Source organism: Microcoleus sp. LAD1_D5 (assembly GCF_036702115.1).
In the GTDB taxonomy this organism is placed as follows: domain Bacteria; phylum Cyanobacteriota; class Cyanobacteriia; order Cyanobacteriales; family Microcoleaceae; genus Microcoleus.
The window spans coordinates 1-15,563 of the sequence record NZ_JAUBSA010000103.1; the positions used below are offsets into that span (position 1 = coordinate 1).

The following is a 15,563-nucleotide window of genomic DNA, read 5'->3' on the forward strand; positions in this document are numbered from 1 at the left end:
TAAAACACTCTATCACAGTTCTGGGGAAATTAAAGCCGTCCTAAAAGGACCGGGCTTTAGACCCATTTTCTTGGTAAAGATGCTTGGACTGTAAAGCTAAATGGTCACACTCGTTCCAAAATTTATGCTGTCGGCTAATGACGTGTTTCTCTACTAATTGCATTTGACTCGACCACTCAAATGGTTTATATTTTCTAGTATACCAGATTAATTAGAAGTTTGACAATATGTCTAGAATAAAATTTAAGCCTGATAACAAAGTGGCGTATGATAAGGTTCCCGTGCAGTTCAAAGTATTGCCTGGAGTTAGAGAAAAGCTTAAAGCCGTTCCTAACTGGCAAGAACGGCTTAGAGGAATTGTTGATGAATTGATTCAAGAAGTGGACAATCAGTAATATTTGTCTATATTTGGGTAGAAATTAGCTTACAGTTTCATACCCCCTCTATCAGATAAGACTAAGGCCAACTGTCACAGGACGATCGATTTTTAGGGTGCATCTTGCACCATTCTCAAGAACAGGCAAGATGCCTGTTCCACAAAGAGTGAGTTTTCTTGTGGGTGGGCATCCTGCCCGCCCGTAAAAAACCTAATTGAAAATGGTGCAACATCTCAGGTGCGTCAGACATCGTTATTGAAAGATTATTGAAGATTTCCGGTAGTAGAACACCTTACCATATATGCCAGTGGCGTCCAGGACGGCCAGACTCGGCGGTTGAAACCACGTCTACACTTGCTTCTCGTCCCAGCAGAGGAGGACTAAAGAATACAGGAGGTATTATTGCCGGATTTGATATTACTTGCTGCCCAGCCAAATCGGATAAGCAGAAGAATCCTCAGCTTTCAACTTTTGGGCCTGATAACTCTTGCTAGTCCAACTAGCAACTGTTTGCAGGCTTTCTGTCAAACAACTTTCGCTGCCAAACGCTTCAAATCCCAAAGTCCACCAGGCGCTGCCATTAATGTTCAACTGAGTAAGTTCCACGGTGCAACCTTGGGGAATTGGGGCTTCCACAGGCACAGACATCAGGGAACCAGGGGCCGAAACTTGATAAAGACGCTGCGCTCGCTTTTTCTTGACTCCCACCCACTTTCCGGTCGCCACAATATCCGCCGGTATCGGCGCCATCGTGTCCGCACAAACCCACTTCAGCCACTTCTCGGCTTTGCCTTCCCAGCGATTGGCGAACTGCATCGTCCCCAACTCTGCCTGACGCCACTTTACCTCCAAGGTTTTCCCACGCAGCTTCACTCCCAAGTAGTCGCAGTTAGGTACTAGCAAATATATGTCTTCCCGCTCTTCAGGAGGCGAAAGATACGCGCCGAGACTCTCGCTTCCAAACCATTGATTGATCGATTTTGGCAGTGCACCGCTATAAAACCACCGCATTTCCAGACTGGCCCGCATAAATTTTTCCTCCGTTCCACAATTTTTGTCAAACCCAGACTGGATTTGCCATACACCATCGACTTTTGTGCCTCTCCACTCTATCCTCCCCCCTCTGGGGCCCTGAGTCTACCCACAGTCATACCATTTTAGATTTTAGATTTTAGATTTGGGAATGACTGAGTATATAAGGGTTTAGAGCTTGCATACAGTTGCATTTTTTTTTAAACTGGTGTCAGATCGAGGTATTTAAAAAAAATTTCTCACAATCCTTTACATATCTTCACAAGTCTGTTACATTTATTTACAGTACACTAAAAACCATTTAGGAAAAAAAACATGAGTAACAGAGGCTTAATGCTGGACGACCAAGGCAAAATGAACAATTTTGCGATCGAGCCGCAAGTATACGTCGATGACGAACCCCGCACTGGCTTTACCCCCTACGCCGAACGCTTAAACGGCCGCCTTGCCATGATTGGCTTTGTTTCTCTCTTGGCTTTAGAAGTTTCGACCAAGCACGGGCTGATTAGCTGGCTGACTCACCTGTAATGATTTTGTTAACAATTAAACTATATGGCTATGGATCGCTGGCGGTACACAAACGGCGATCCATAGCTTAACTATTTTGAGGGGCAAGGTTTGGTGAGACAATTAAAATTAAATATTTTTGTTTTACCCTACCCGTAAAAAGAATGCTCAAACGAATTGCGGCAATACTTCTGGTTGTTCTAAGCCTCACCTTGACCGGTTGTGTGTCTAAAGTCACTGGACTCAAAAGCTACGTTGATACTGGCGATGGCTATCAATTTCTTTATCCTAACGGCTGGCTGCCGATCGCGGTTTCTAACGGGCCCGATGTGGTGTTCCGCGATTTGATTCAGCAAACCGAGAACGTCAGCGTGGTAATCAGTCCAGTCGCGAAGGACAAAACTCTGGCGGATTTGGGAACGCCGACGGATGTGGGATACAAGCTCAGCAAAAGTGCGATCGCCCCAAGTGATTCCGGCCGTGAAGCTGAATTAGTCAATGCAGAAGCTCGTGAATCGCGATCGAAAAACTATTACATATTAGAATATGCCGTTAAGTTGCCAAACCAAGAACGCCACAACTTAGCGAGTGTAGCCGTCAGCCGCGGCAAACTTTTTACTCTTAACGTTTCCACTACCGAAGAACGCTGGCCCAAGGTAAAAGAAGCTTTTGAGAAAGTTGTTAAATCTTTCTCTGTTTATTAGGTTAAAAAGTAATTGGGGAGGGGGAAGAGGGTGCAGGGCATTGGGGAGCGGGAATAGTTGAGTTTATTTTTCTTCCTTCTTACCTCTTCCTTCTTACCTCTTACCTCTTCCTTCTTCCTTCTTCCTTCTTAACTTATGAAAAATCCCACTTTTGTATTAGCTTCAGCTTCTCCAGCGCGCCGTCGCCTCCTAGAAAATGCCGGCATTCAAGCTGTGATTTGCCCCAGCGACTTTGATGAAGGGCAAATACAAATGAGGGATGCCACTAATTTAGTGCAGGTTTTAGCAGAGGGAAAAGCTGAGGCTGTAGCTAAGTTTTTACTGGCTAATTCTCACCCGCAAATCCCTAATCCCAAATCCTGTTTGGTGTTGGGATGCGATTCAATTTTGCTCATAGATGGCGAAATTCACGGCAAACCAAAGGATGCGGAAGAAGCAATCTCGCGATGGCATAAAATGCGCGGTAAGGTAGGCGAACTGTATACGGGTCATGCTTTAATTGATACTAAATTCGATGACTTGGGTGAGGCAAGGTCGCGATCGCTCATTCGCTGTCAAGTTACAAAAGTTCATTTTGCGGAAGTTACCTCGCGCCAAATAGCGGCTTACGTCGCTACCGGAGAGCCCCTCGCCTGTGCAGGCTGTTTTGCACTCGAAGGTAAAGGCGGCTTTTTTGTGGAACAAATCGAAGGATGTCACACAAATGTGATCGGTTTGAGCTTACCTCTGCTGCGGCAAATGCTCAGCGAAATGGGATATGATGTGGCGGATTTCTGGCAATCTTAAAGTTTGGTGGACAGGGGACTATTTACATTGCCCATAATCTCAGAAATCGGGAGGCAGAGCAACAGTAAAATGCGTTCCCAGGCATAGCCTAGGAAGATTATGAATTTTGCCTTTCCTCTTGTGGAATGGGCGTTTCGCCCGTCCGTACTATGCAAATTAGCCTTGCCCACCAGTTGGTAATTACCCTAGAGCGATCGCCCCGTCAGACACAGAGGTAAACTGAAGTTGACTTGGCGAAACATCCTTAACTAAACCCAAGATATTTCCGGTACTCGCTTCCCGAATCACCGTCGCCTTAGTGTTTAAAAATCTAAACTCAGTAGTTATAATCGATCCCGGAGGAATAGGCCCCCTGCTGTCGTAATCTCTGGCATCACCAATTGTGGCAAACCTTTCGGTCAAAACAAGATCGTTTCGCGTCAGTCCTCCCGCCAATCCAATTACATCTCCTTCGAGCGGATTGTAATCGAGTATAAAATCTGCTGGCACTTCTTCTGTATTCAAAGGAAAAGTTCCAATTGGAGGGGATTGCTCGGAACCAAATTCCCGCGAAGTTGCCCCGGTTTCTCTTCTAATTACAAACAAATCTGCGCCTTCTTTTCCCCAAAGTCTATCGACTCCAGCATCACCAATCAGAGTATCGTTACCGCTATCTCCGACTAAAGCATCACTCCCTTGACCCCCCCGAATAAAGTCATTGCCCGTGCCTCCATAGGCTACGTCACCACCTTGATTGCCACTGAGTAAATCGCTGCCACATTCTCCATAAAGAATGTCAAAATCTTGGCCGCCGCGAATCGTATCGTTACCGCAGCCTCCGATTAAAGTATCTATGCCGCTGTTACCGTTCATCAGTTCCGCACCACCTGAACCTCTGACAAAATCGTTACCATCTAAAGCCCGCAAACCACCGGGAGTATTCCGCAGAATTCCGTTGGCTAATTGAACTGCGTCGTCATTGGGAGTTAAGTCAAAAAAGTTGGGGTCGCTGCCTGGATTTGGCAATGGCCCTGTGAGTAATTGGATGTTTGGGGGATCAGCAATAATTGGGTCTGAATTTTCAGCTAATGCTCTAATTTCTTGGAGATTTGTTTCTAACATCTTAGGTTTCTCCTTTTTTGATTGACTTTGGTGACATTCTGATTTTAACAAAGGTTGCAATTAAGAAATCTGCGGGAATCTGGGGTTAAAACAATCAAATTATTGTCAAACTTGCCGGAGGTCTTTATTCAACAAGTTTAGCTTATTGACACGAGTCTGCTCGTCCAAATCCGCAAATATTTTGAACTGTGTACCAATAATTCTGGGGATCGCGTACTCTATTACCCGTCAGCAGTCAGCGTGGGAAAACCCAGAGACTGCTAATTGTCATGAAACCTTGAGTTAAGTTCGGAATAATTAATATGCTAGACACTGCGATCGAATCTATTCAAGCCAGAGAAATCCTCGACTCCCGTGGTCGCCCCACCATTGAAGCGGAAGTTTACCTAGCCAACGGCGTTGTGGGGATCGCCCAAGTCCCCAGCGGTGCCTCTACAGGCTCTTTTGAAGCCCACGAACTCCGCGACGACGACAAAAGCCGTTATGGTGGCAAAGGAGTCCTAAAAGCCGTCGCTAACGTCGAACACAAAATTGCCCCCGCTTTGGCTAATCTAGATGCGATCGACCAAGCACTGGTAGACCAAACCATGATTGAGTTGGACGGTTCCCCCAACAAATCCCACCTCGGCGCAAATGCCATTCTCGGAGTCTCCTTAGCCACAGCAAAGGCGGCCGCCGAGACTTTAGGACTCCCCCTTTACCGCTACTTAGGCGGGCCCTTGGCGAACGTTTTGCCCGTACCACTGATGAACGTGATCAACGGGGGTTCTCACGCTAACAATAATGTGGACATTCAAGAATTTATGATTGTCCCTGTGGGTGCGCCTTCTTTTAAAGAAGCTTTACGCTGGGGTGCAGAGGTATTTGAATCCTTGAGTAAAGTCTTAAAAGCTGAGGGTTTGCTAACTGGTGTGGGTGATGAAGGCGGTTTTGCGCCTAATCTTAAATCCAATCAAGCAGCTTTGGATTTGTTGATTGCAGCTATTGAAAAAGCTGGCTACAAACCAGGTGAACAAGTTGCTTTAGCTTTGGATGTTGCTGCTAGCGAATTTTACAAAGATGGGCAGTACACTTACGACGGTGTGGCTCATTCGCCGGCAGAATTAATCGATTATTTGGATGGTTTGGTGAGTCAATATCCCATTGTTTCGATTGAAGATGGTTTGCATGAAGACGATTGGGACAGTTGGGTAGCGCTGACGCAGAAAATGGGCAGCAAAGTTCAATTGGTTGGTGACGATTTGTTTGTTACTAATCGCACGCGGCTGCAAAAAGGAATTGATTTGAAAGCTAGCAATTCGATTTTGATTAAGCTGAATCAAATTGGTTCTTTGACGGAGACTTTGGATACGATCGACCTCGGCAAACGGAACAGCTATCGAGCCGTCATCAGCCACCGTTCCGGTGAAACTGAAGATACCACAATTGCCGATTTAGCGGTAGCGACTCGCGCCGGCCAAATCAAGACTGGTTCTTTGTGTCGCAGCGAACGGGTGGCTAAATACAACCGTTTGTTACGGATTGAGGACCAATTGGGCGATCGGGCAATTTATGCTGGGTCGATCGGTTACGGACCTAAATAACACTTGGTAATCGGTAATTGGGAATGGGTAATTGGTAATCGGTAATTGGGAATGGGTAATTGGTAATCGGTAATCGGTTAGTTTTTAATTTTCATCACCAATGCCCAATGCCCAATTACCAATTAAGGATAGAAAGCCAATTGTGGCAAACCCAAAGTTTCTTCCCAGCCCATCATCAAGTTCATGCACTGGATGCCTTGACCGGCTTGTCCCTTAATTAAATTGTCGATCGCCGACAGTACAATCACCCTGTCAGTACGCGGATCGACTTCGATGCCGATATAACAAAGGTTTGTGCCGCAAGCCCATTTTGTTTGCGGGTAAACTCCAGCCGGTAACACTTTTACCCAAGGACAATTGCGGTAAAAAGCAGTGAAAATTGTGATTAAATCTTCTCGCACCAAACCCGGATCGCGCAAAGTTGCGTACACAGTCGCCAGAATTCCCCGCACCATCGGAATTAGGTGGGGAGTAAACTGAACTTTAATATCGTGTCCCGCTAAATCGCTGCAAATTTGCTCGATTTCTGGCGTGTGGCGGTGGCGGCCAACGCCGTAAGCGCCCAGAGAGCCCTCTGCTTCAGCCAACAAGAGATTAACTTCGGCTTTGCGGCCCCCTCCAGAAGCACCGGATTTGGCGTCGATAATTGCTGTTTCTGGCACGATGAGGCCTTGTTTGAGCAAAGGTGCTAGGGCTAATAAACTAGCAGTCACGTAGCAGCCGGCACAGCCTACTAACTGAGCGTCTTTAATTCGATCGCGGTACAATTCTGGCAAACCGTAAACAGCGGTTGCAGCCACTGAGGAGTCTAATCGTTCGCCGCCGTACCAAGCTTTGTAAGTTTCCAGATTTTCAAATCTGTAGTCCGCCGACAAATCCAATACTTTGCAGCCTTTTTCTATCAGCGTCGGTGCCATTTTGCAAGCTAAACCGTTCGGCAGCGACAGAAACACAACTTCACATTTTGCCGCTATTTTGTCTAGGTCGATCGCCTCCACTGTCAAGTCAATGCAGTTAGTCAAATGCGGATAAAGGCTGGAAAAAGGTTTTCCCGCACTGCTATCCCCGCCCAAATACACTACTTCAGCCGCTGGGTGATCCGCCAGCAGTCGCACAAGTTGCACGCCGCCGTACCCTGAAGCGCCGATAATTCCTACAGGCACACGTCCAACATCTCCCATTTTCCTTTATCCCCTCAGCCGTTGAAGTCAAAAACGCTTGAACTTTTGCTGCATTGTAGTACCAAACGCCAACTTTGGTGGCAAAGAATTATATTGTTTTGTGTTGGAGGTGCATTTTTGTTAATTTTCGGCTGTTTGACACCGCCCAAAAACCGATACAAAGCCCCGACTCCTTTCCTGGAGAGCCCAAAATTTTAGACCAAAGTTCCATCTTCCCGATTCCAAGCTGCAAGTAAATCTAAAATCTAAAATCTAAAATCTAAAATCTAAAATCGACTGACCGATCGCCAAAACCCTAAAATTAACAAACTGATGTGCGATCGTGCTATAAAAAAACTTACCTTAACCCATCCACAAACCGGAGATTAACATTTTTCCCTCTTGCCTCTTGCCTCTTGCTTCCTGTATCCTGCCTCTTCCCTGTTCCCTCTCCCCTCTTCCCTGTTCCCTCCTCCCTCTTCCTTCTTCCTACCTATGGGCATAGTTGTAGAAAACGTATCAAAACAGTTTGGCAGTTTCCAAGCACTCGATCGAGTCAGCTTAGAAATTGAATCGGGTTCCCTAGTCGCATTGCTGGGCCCGTCTGGTTCCGGCAAGTCTACACTGCTGCGACTGATTGCCGGTTTAGAAATGCCCGACTCTGGCAAAATCTGGCTGACAGGTCAAGATGCGACCAATACTAGCGTCCAAGACCGCAAAATTGGCTTCGTGTTTCAGCACTACGCGCTATTCAAGCACATGACAGTGCGAAAAAACATCGCTTTCGGGATGCAAATTCAGAAAACACCGCCCGCGAAAGTCAAATCGCGGGTAGAAGAATTGTTGAATTTAGTGCAATTGGCAGGATTGGGCGATAGATACCCGTCGCAACTTTCAGGAGGCCAGCGCCAGCGGGTGGCCCTCGCCAGGGCCCTGGCTGTGGAACCGAAAGTGTTACTGCTAGACGAACCTTTTGGAGCTCTCGATGCCAAAGTTCGCAAAGACTTGCGTGCTTGGTTGCGGCGACTGCACGACGAAGTTCACGTTACCACAGTCTTTGTGACGCATGATCAAGAAGAAGCGATGGAAGTTGCCGATCACATTACAGTAATGAATAAAGGTAAAATCGAACAAGTAGGCACACCCGCAGAAATTTACGACCATCCCGCTAGTGCTTTCGTAATGAGTTTTATCGGTCCAGTCAATGTATTGCCCAGCAGTTCAAGAATGTTTCAAGACAACGGCTTTGACTCAGCCAACCCGGAGATTTTCTTGCGCCCTCACGACGTAGTAATTGAAACTACAGAAAATAGTGCAACAGTGCCTGCAAGAATCAGTCGCTTGATTCATTTGGGATGGGAAATTCAGGTAGAATTAACCTTAGATGACGGTCAAGTAGTAAACGCTAATTTGACTAGAGAAAAATTCGATAGCTTGAACTTGCAGCCCCAGCAAAGAGTGTTCGTAAAGCCGAAAGGTGCCAAGTCCTTTCCACTTTTTTATTCCATCTAAGACCAACTCTGAAAACTAAAGCTAAATTTAGATTGGATACTGCCTTTCAAAGGAGGTGGCGCGGTGCAGTGTCTCTACAAAAAAAATTCTAGGGACACGGCACCGCGCCGTGTCCCTAATCTTTTATACTGACAACCGTCCGCTGACTACTGCGCGCTGAGTTAGTCTTTAATTTTGCTGACAGCTTTTTTGACTTGTTGCTCAAAGGATGTAGCTTCTGTATTGGAAGGATTTTTCATTTTTTCAATGTCAGCGTCTCCCTGAACTTCGTTAGGCCCTTTGCTGGCTTTTTCTTGAGTTTCTTCCAAGGACATCGGTTTTTTCAGTACAGCTTCTTGAGATTCTTTTTCAATACCCAAAAGTTGGTCTTCACCTTTGGTGGGGCTGCTGGTAACGGCAAAAGCCGGGAAAGCATTAGAAACAAACATCAAGGCACAAAAACAAACAGCTATTAAAGTGCGAACTAAACGCTTGGCAGGGAGGTTAAAGCTGATAAAAGACATACAAAATTTCTCCGTTTTTAGAAGTTTTGATCGCTAAGATTGTTAACAGGCTGAAGCTCACTCAAATTCTGCACAATCTTTAACTCAAGTTTGAGAAAAGCAACCGTTGCTCTCTTTCAAATTGAGCTAACATATAATATTTAGCTGAAAAAGCGGGTATTTGAAATCCTTCTCAGGGAATATTTCTAGATCACTGGCGTCGATCGCCCCAAGACATTTATGTAGAAGGCACTTGTGTAGAATCAAAAAAATTCTACATAAGTGCCTTCGGATGCGCCTCACATAGCGGTATCAATGTCAGTAACGGGTATTATTGTGGGGTGGCGGCAGGTTTATTTAGCGTGTTGGCATTGTGAGAGGGCGGTTGAGTGAACTCCCAGAGCGATTTGTTGAAAATGTTGCAAGATATTAAGATGCCCCCGACTCTCCACTGACTAATGACTAATAACTAATGGCTGCTGCTGTCGCACGGGAACTTGACATTTTGCTAGATAAGTTTTAATTTCTCCTACACTGAGTTGCCCGTAATGCAGCAGGGAAGCCAGCAGGGCTGCTTCTGCTTTGCCCTGTGTCACGGCTTCGTAGATGTGGTGGCAGTTGCCGGCGCCGCCGGAAGCGATGACGGGAATTTCGACAATTTCGGCAATGCTTCGAGTTAATTCCAAATCGTAACCGGCTTGAGTGCCATCAGAGTCCATGCTTGTCACCAGAATTTCGCCGGCGCCGCGCTGTTCGGCTTCTTTGGCCCAGGCGATCGCATCTTTTCCGGTATTTTCTCGCCCTCCGCGCACGTACACGTCCCAACCAGGATTATCTGCGTCTTGCCGTTTGCGAGCGTCGATCGCCACTACAATGCACTGATTACCAAATCGATCGCTGGCTTTGTCAATTAAACTCGGATCGCGCACCGCCGCCGAATTAATGCTGACCTTATCAGCGCCCGCCCTCAATAAACTTTTAATTGTGTCTAAGGATTGGATGCCACCGCCCACCGTCAAAGGGATAAATACTCGATCTGCCGTTCGGTACACCACATCGATCATAATATTCCGGTCTTCGTGAGTCGCCGTAATGTCCAGAAACACCAACTCGTCAGCACCGGCATCATTGTAAACCTGAGCCATTTCTACCGGATCGCCAGCATCCTGAAGGTTGACAAAATTGACACCTTTGACCACGCGACCGGCTTTCACATCCAAACAAGGCAAAATTCTTTTCGACAACATAAAATTCTCGTGTTTCCAACTTATTGACCGCTGCAGCGAGGAAAAGGCTTTGTTGATATCTTCAAAAACCCGAAGTTAAGCCACAAATCTTAAAGATACCTTGTGTTTAACAATTCTCGGTCGGAGCCGGGGAGCCATTTATCAGTTTTTTTAGGCCCCCTGAGCATAAATAAAACTTGGCTCGCAGCGGGAGCCCTGAGCTTAGGTAGAATATGGGTAGAGAGTTATGTTTCCGCAAAAAGCAACAAATTTAACTCCCCAGAGACATCTTTGGGGTGAAAAATATGACAATTTCGCTTATGATCGAACCATAACTACCTTTGCGGGCGATCGAATTGTGGTTCGGCAATCCTGTATGGTTTGGTGCATCGACGATCGACTAAACAATTTTAGATTTGAGAACAGCCGATTGGAGGTTTTTTAGCAGCAATCTCAGTTATAAGCCGCGCGGTAAAGTTAAAATTTAAAGTTTAAAATCTCAAATCGGTTGACTTGATGTCGTTTTTAGGGCTGTGGTGACTTTGCAAGCCAATCCACATTTGGTACTTCGTACAGAGAAAAGCGGCAATCGCTACTTGCCGCTCTCCGGCAGCAATTGCTGGACAGTAGGGCGGAGCGATGACAATAATTTTGTACTGACCGATCGCTGGATTTCCCGTAATCACGCGATGTTACAGCAAATGGAGACAGGAGAGTTCTACCTAATCGACTTGGGCAGCCGCAATGGTTCCTTTGTCAACGGGCGGCGGGTCAGCATTCCTGTCACTCTCAGAAATGGCGATCGGATTATTTTCGGTCAAACCGAATTGGACTTCTACAACCCAACCGCGGGCCAGCCGCTCGATCCAATACACGACACAGACTCGGATGATTTTACGGCGACTTTGACGGTACGTAGCCTGATTAGCGTCATGGTAATGGACATCCGAGACTTTACTGTTTTGACTAGGCAGCTAGACGAAACCCTGCTGTCGGAAGTCATTGGCAATTGGTTCCGCAAAGCAGGGCAGATCATTCGCGAACACGGCAGTTGGGTGGACAAATACATCGGCGATGCGATTATGGCCGTCTGGTTCCACAAAACCAGCGGTGTCAGCAGCGAGGAAATGATGCGGATTTGCCAAGCTTTGAGCGAACTGCACAAGGCAACAGACGAACTCAGCAGCCGTTACCCCCTGCCTTTTCCTTTGCGAGTCGGGGCGGGAATCAATACTGGTTATGCAATGGTGGGAAATTCTGGCAGCAGCGACCGATCGGACTATACCGCCTTGGGAGATACTGTAAACGCAGCATTTCGCCTGGAATCTTGCACCAAGCAACTCGGGAAGGATATCGCTGTGGGAGAAACGACCTACAAATACCTCACCCAATTGGGTGCCCAGGGCGCTTTCGAGCCGCACACCGTGGCTTTGAAGGGTTACGAAACTCCCAGCCTGACTTACGCTGGTACTTATGCTGACTTGAACGCTTTTCTCAAAAGGAAAGAAAATAGTTCTCGATAGCTAGAAAATGGGCTGCGGGGCAAAATTAACCCTTGAAAATAGCAGTCCGAGTTTTTAATTTGGACTGCCTTTTATAAACTGGCCTGCGATGCTTAAAAGTCGGTCATTATCATATATCGTCAGCCTTGTCAATACAAAAATGTAAAGTTTATAACAGCCCTCTACCTATTGCGGATTTATCTGAAAAACTGCATAAGCAAAATGGTAGTCTCTACATAAATGCTGTGTATGAAATTGGGAGACAAAACTTCATGAAACGATTGGGTCGTCTATTGGCAGTATTGGGCTTAGTGCTGGGCTGCTTTGCATGGGCTGGAGACCAAAGTGCGATCGCGGCAACCTTGAGCCGTATCGTCTTGCCATCATCCTCGCTCCTAGCTGTTGAAGTTCCGGCTAGAACCAATCGCGCCGATGAGAAGCTTGCCACAGAATACGGCAAAAAACTTGATTTGAACAACAGCGCCGTCCGGGACTTTCGGGAATTTCGAGGGTTGTATCCCACTTTAGCTCGAGTAATTATTAAGAATGCTCCTTACGAAAAAGTTGAGGACGTACTCAATATTTCAGACTTGACGGATGCTCAGAAAAAAGTGCTGCAAGCTAACATGGACAAATTCACCGTAACTGATGTTGAATCAGTCTTTATTGAAGGAGACAATCGGTTGAATAATGGTCTCTACGACTAGGTAGCAGCGGGCCTCCTTTGAAGGCATTCGCAATTGGGCAGAAGGCATTCGGCAGAAAGAAAAGATTCTTTTCTACAGGCTGATGACTTCTGCCTTTAATTTCTGAACACTTACTTTCAACCACCATTCGACAAAAGCCGACGCAAATTCGCTAGATTGAAATAAGCGGGATCCCCTCATTCATCTAAAATCTAAAATCTAAAATCTAAAATCTAAAATCCCTTGACTGACATTAGTTCAAGTCCCCAGATTCATCTGTAGACTCAATTCTAAAATCTAAAATCTAAAATCTAAAATCTAAAATTGACTGGCGGCCGACTTATGACTGACAAATTTGACGTATTGGTAATAGGTGCTGGCGCGGCGGGTTTGTACACAGCACTTTGCCTGCCAGAGCATTTACAGGTGGGCTTGATCAATAAAAATACCCTGCCTGTTTCTGCAAGCGATTGGGCTCAAGGAGGGATTGCCGCGGCGATCGCCCCTGAAGATTCCGCAGCGCTGCACGTTCAGGATACACTGGCTGCTGGAGCCGGTCTTTGCGATTTGGAGGCGGTGAAATTTTTAGTCGAGGAAGCTGGTGCTTGCATTGACTCCCTGGTGAAAATGGGTGTTGCATTCGATCGCACCGGCCCAGATTTAGCCCTCACCCTAGAAGCAGCCCACTCCCGCCGCCGAGTTCTCCACGCCGCCGACACTACGGGCAAAGCCGTTATCAGTACGCTGACAGCAAAAGTATTAAGCCGCAAAAACATTCAACTCGTATCTCCTGCCTTTGCTTTGGGTTTGTGGCTAGACGAAACCGGGCGCTGTCAGGGGATTAGCTCGATTTGCGGCTCACAAGTCAAGTGGCTGCAGGCTCCGGCCGTGGTGCTGGCGACAGGCGGCGGCGGACAAGTTTTTGCTCAAACCACCAATCCGTCGGTAAGTACCGGGGACGGGGTGGCTATTGCGTGGCGCGCCGGGGCGCTGCTGCGAGATTTAGAATTTGTGCAGTTTCACCCGACGGCGCTGAGCACAGCCGGCGCGCCTCGGTTTCTCATTAGCGAAGCGGTGCGGGGAGAAGGAGCTCATTTGGTTGACAGTAAGGGATATCGCTTTGCTTTTGACTCTCACCCCAGCGGGGAACTCGCCCCTAGGGATGTTGTCAGCCGTGCTATTTTCCGTCACTTGCAAAAGACGGGGGAACCTCATGTTTGGCTGGATTTGCGACCGATTGCGGTCGATCGACTCCGCTACAGGTTTCCGAATATTATTCAAGTGTGCGCTGATTGGGGAATTGATATTTTTTCCGAACCAGTGCCGGTGACACCCGCAGCCCATTACTGGATGGGAGGAATTGTGGCTGACAAGTTCAACCAAACTTCGATTCCGGGTTTGTACGCGGTGGGAGAAACTGCGAGCACGGGGGTACACGGCGCTAATCGGTTGGCGAGCAATTCCCTGCTGGAATGTCTGGTTTTTGGGGCGCAGATGGGACTTTTGCAGCTAGAAGGTGGAACGCCCAAGGCACTCACAGATGAGTTAGATGCAGGGGAAATCTTGGAAAAATCGATTTCTGAAAAGGATATTGAGGCGATCAAAAAGTTGCGGGTCGAATTGCCTAATTTGGTGTGGCAGAGTGCGGGAATTTGCCGAGGACAACGCGATTTGGAAAGTGCGATCGTCCAACTTGAGATTTGGCGGCAAGAATTTGCTTCGTTGCCTTTGAGTCAAACGCTTGATAATTTACGGCCCGGCCAAATGGTTGATTTTTCCCCTGCTGAGGCGGAAAATAGCTCGATTTTGCGAAATTGGGGAGAAGTTGGCAATTTATTGGATATCGGCTACTTAATTCTCAAAAGTGCTGCGTTTCGCACCGAAAGCCGCGGCGGTCATTACCGGGTGGACTATCCCCTCACCGATCCGGATTGGTCTACGCACACATTAATTCACTATTGCAATTGGTACAAATCTGCTGCTCAATCTGGGCGAACAGAAGATTGAAAAATTGGGGTCAGCGCGTCCCCGTACCGTCGCTTTTGGGGTTCCCGTTCGGGTCTGGTTCGTATTCTTTTGGGTAATTTGGAAACCTAGAGGTTTGGGCAACTGTCCAAGCTCTGGGGGTCGATCGGGCTTTTGTGAAATTGCTGGTTGAGTTGCTGGCAAGTCGAGCCGCATTTGCGGTACCCACTGTATTCACTTGCAGGCAGGCCGCCAGAGTTGCCGTTGTTGTGAGCTGAATCAAAGTACGCATAGTATTCACAGCCTTATTCCAATCACCGTAGTAGATCCACGTCCGTACCACCTATTATATCTATTAATTTACGTAGTTCCACTGATATCTTTATATTTCCTTTAATTAACTTTCGTAAGTTTACATAAACGTTTTTACATCAAGGGTTTTTGGCGATTTTAATTTGGTCTCAGGTTGTGATTTATTTTAATATTCTGTAACATTTAGATGAGACAGCAAGTTGCTCTCATAAGTTTTATATTTGGCTAATTCTATCTAATGACAGATGACAGATTATACGATTTAAACTTGAGATTTCAATACTTCTGACATTTTTTTGAACGGTTTCAAAAACCTTACAGGGCTTATGCTTTTAGCAGCGAGCTATTTTTTCAAAGTTAGCTGCACATCTGGCGCCTGAAAATAATATCCCGCCCAGGGCTGGATCAGGGCTGGAGGTATAAAAAATGCTCCAACTTGGTCGGAAATATTGAGAGTTTAGATTAAATGATTTAAGCATTGGGAATGACTTATTAAGCTTGTAGTTGGGAGTTTACCTACAGTTGCATTATGTTTTTTAACTGTTATTAATTAGGACTTGCTGAATAAGCGCCAAAAGCTGACGGACCTGGATTATTCGAGCGGGCGAGCGAGAGAAGTGTGCAAGAA

General features: G+C 46.6%; 15 protein-coding genes. 9 read left to right on the forward strand and 6 right to left on the reverse strand.

Going from position 1 to position 15,563, the window contains the following annotated elements; all coding sequences use genetic code 11:
- The first annotated feature begins 227 nt into the window (after positions 1-227).
- On the forward strand, positions 228-395 hold the full coding sequence (locus tag QUA70_RS26035; protein ID WP_333335678.1) for a hypothetical protein: 168 nt from the start codon (positions 228-230) through the stop codon (positions 393-395).
- Between the two features lie 399 nt (positions 396-794).
- On the opposite strand, the gene QUA70_RS26040 is transcribed toward QUA70_RS26035, so the two are convergent.
- Positions 795-1,406 carry a hypothetical protein gene (locus QUA70_RS26040; protein WP_333335675.1) on the reverse strand — a complete coding sequence of 204 codons (612 nt, stop codon included), beginning with the start codon at positions 1,404-1,406 and terminating at the stop codon, positions 795-797.
- A 318-nt stretch (positions 1,407-1,724) separates the two neighbouring features.
- Here QUA70_RS26040 and QUA70_RS26045 point away from each other — a divergent pair, with 318 nt between their 5' ends.
- From QUA70_RS26045 to QUA70_RS26055, 3 genes are all read left to right on the forward strand, one after another.
- Positions 1,725-1,937 (forward strand): high light inducible protein, encoded by a 213-nt coding sequence (locus QUA70_RS26045; protein WP_190659021.1) that lies wholly within the window; start codon positions 1,725-1,727, stop codon positions 1,935-1,937.
- Positions 1,938-2,080: 143 nt separating this feature from the next.
- On the forward strand, positions 2,081-2,620 hold the full coding sequence (gene psbP / locus QUA70_RS26050; RefSeq protein ID WP_333060047.1) for a photosystem II reaction center PsbP: 540 nt from the start codon (positions 2,081-2,083) through the stop codon (positions 2,618-2,620).
- A 135-nt stretch (positions 2,621-2,755) separates the two neighbouring features.
- The gene (locus QUA70_RS26055) at positions 2,756-3,406 is read left to right on the forward strand and encodes a nucleoside triphosphate pyrophosphatase (RefSeq protein WP_333350734.1); all 651 of its coding nucleotides are present in this window, start codon (positions 2,756-2,758) and stop codon (positions 3,404-3,406) included.
- Between the two features lie 180 nt (positions 3,407-3,586).
- On the opposite strand, the gene QUA70_RS26060 is transcribed toward QUA70_RS26055, so the two are convergent.
- Positions 3,587-4,507, reverse strand: coding sequence for a calcium-binding protein (locus tag QUA70_RS26060; protein ID WP_333335670.1), 921 nt, complete (start codon positions 4,505-4,507; stop codon positions 3,587-3,589).
- 302 nt (positions 4,508-4,809) lie between these two features.
- Between QUA70_RS26060 and eno the strand changes: the two genes are divergently transcribed.
- Positions 4,810-6,090, forward strand: a complete 1,281-nt coding sequence (eno, locus tag QUA70_RS26065) for a phosphopyruvate hydratase (protein ID WP_445251678.1) — start codon at positions 4,810-4,812, stop codon at positions 6,088-6,090.
- A gap of 122 nt (positions 6,091-6,212) precedes the next feature.
- On the opposite strand, the gene argC is transcribed toward eno, so the two are convergent.
- Entirely contained in the window at positions 6,213-7,271 is a 1,059-nt protein-coding gene (gene argC / locus QUA70_RS26070) for an N-acetyl-gamma-glutamyl-phosphate reductase (RefSeq protein WP_333350733.1), read from the reverse strand.
- Positions 7,272-7,745: 474 nt separating this feature from the next.
- Between argC and QUA70_RS26075 the strand changes: the two genes are divergently transcribed.
- On the forward strand, positions 7,746-8,762 hold the full coding sequence (locus tag QUA70_RS26075; RefSeq protein ID WP_333335664.1) for a sulfate/molybdate ABC transporter ATP-binding protein: 1,017 nt from the start codon (positions 7,746-7,748) through the stop codon (positions 8,760-8,762).
- Between the two features lie 161 nt (positions 8,763-8,923).
- Here the strand turns inward: QUA70_RS26075 and QUA70_RS26080 are convergent, their stop codons facing one another.
- Positions 8,924-9,265: a low temperature-induced protein gene (locus tag QUA70_RS26080; RefSeq protein ID WP_333335662.1), complete on the reverse strand. Its 342-nt coding sequence runs from the start codon at positions 9,263-9,265 to the stop codon at positions 8,924-8,926.
- A gap of 434 nt (positions 9,266-9,699) precedes the next feature.
- The gene (gene hisF, locus QUA70_RS26085) at positions 9,700-10,491 is read right to left on the reverse strand and encodes an imidazole glycerol phosphate synthase subunit HisF (RefSeq protein WP_333335659.1); all 792 of its coding nucleotides are present in this window, start codon (positions 10,489-10,491) and stop codon (positions 9,700-9,702) included.
- A 512-nt stretch (positions 10,492-11,003) separates the two neighbouring features.
- On the opposite strand from hisF, the gene QUA70_RS26090 reads away from it, so the two are divergent.
- The 3 genes from QUA70_RS26090 to nadB all read left to right on the forward strand — a co-directional run bounded on the left by QUA70_RS26090 (position 11,004) and on the right by nadB (position 14,665).
- On the forward strand, positions 11,004-11,993 hold the full coding sequence (locus tag QUA70_RS26090; RefSeq protein ID WP_333335653.1) for an adenylate/guanylate cyclase domain-containing protein: 990 nt from the start codon (positions 11,004-11,006) through the stop codon (positions 11,991-11,993).
- Between the two features lie 251 nt (positions 11,994-12,244).
- Positions 12,245-12,679 (forward strand): photosystem II complex extrinsic protein PsbU, encoded by a 435-nt coding sequence (gene psbU, locus QUA70_RS26095; RefSeq protein WP_333335650.1) that lies wholly within the window; start codon positions 12,245-12,247, stop codon positions 12,677-12,679.
- A gap of 321 nt (positions 12,680-13,000) precedes the next feature.
- Positions 13,001-14,665 (forward strand): L-aspartate oxidase, encoded by a 1,665-nt coding sequence (nadB, locus tag QUA70_RS26100; protein ID WP_333350731.1) that lies wholly within the window; start codon positions 13,001-13,003, stop codon positions 14,663-14,665.
- Positions 14,666-14,675: 10 nt separating this feature from the next.
- Here the strand turns inward: nadB and QUA70_RS26105 are convergent, their stop codons facing one another.
- Positions 14,676-14,966: a hypothetical protein gene (locus tag QUA70_RS26105; protein ID WP_333410727.1), complete on the reverse strand. Its 291-nt coding sequence runs from the start codon at positions 14,964-14,966 to the stop codon at positions 14,676-14,678.
- Positions 14,967-15,563: the final 597 nt, after the last annotated feature.

Coding starts and splice junctions, on each gene's coding strand:
- QUA70_RS26035 (WP_333335678.1), top strand. CDS start 228: ATGTCTAGAATAAAATTTAAGCCTGATAACAAAGTGGCGTATGATAAG.
- QUA70_RS26040 (WP_333335675.1), bottom strand. CDS start 1,406: ATGCGGGCCAGTCTGGAAATGCGGTGGTTTTATAGCGGTGCACTGCCA.
- QUA70_RS26045 (WP_190659021.1), top strand. CDS start 1,725: ATGAGTAACAGAGGCTTAATGCTGGACGACCAAGGCAAAATGAACAAT.
- psbP (WP_333060047.1), top strand. CDS start 2,081: ATGCTCAAACGAATTGCGGCAATACTTCTGGTTGTTCTAAGCCTCACC.
- QUA70_RS26055 (WP_333350734.1), top strand. CDS start 2,756: ATGAAAAATCCCACTTTTGTATTAGCTTCAGCTTCTCCAGCGCGCCGT.
- QUA70_RS26060 (WP_333335670.1), bottom strand. CDS start 4,507: ATGTTAGAAACAAATCTCCAAGAAATTAGAGCATTAGCTGAAAATTCA.
- eno (WP_445251678.1), top strand. CDS start 4,810: ATGCTAGACACTGCGATCGAATCTATTCAAGCCAGAGAAATCCTCGAC.
- argC (WP_333350733.1), bottom strand. CDS start 7,271: ATGGGAGATGTTGGACGTGTGCCTGTAGGAATTATCGGCGCTTCAGGG.
- QUA70_RS26075 (WP_333335664.1), top strand. CDS start 7,746: ATGGGCATAGTTGTAGAAAACGTATCAAAACAGTTTGGCAGTTTCCAA.
- QUA70_RS26080 (WP_333335662.1), bottom strand. CDS start 9,265: ATGTCTTTTATCAGCTTTAACCTCCCTGCCAAGCGTTTAGTTCGCACT.
- hisF (WP_333335659.1), bottom strand. CDS start 10,491: ATGTTGTCGAAAAGAATTTTGCCTTGTTTGGATGTGAAAGCCGGTCGC.
- psbU (WP_333335650.1), top strand. CDS start 12,245: ATGAAACGATTGGGTCGTCTATTGGCAGTATTGGGCTTAGTGCTGGGC.
- nadB (WP_333350731.1), top strand. CDS start 13,001: ATGACTGACAAATTTGACGTATTGGTAATAGGTGCTGGCGCGGCGGGT.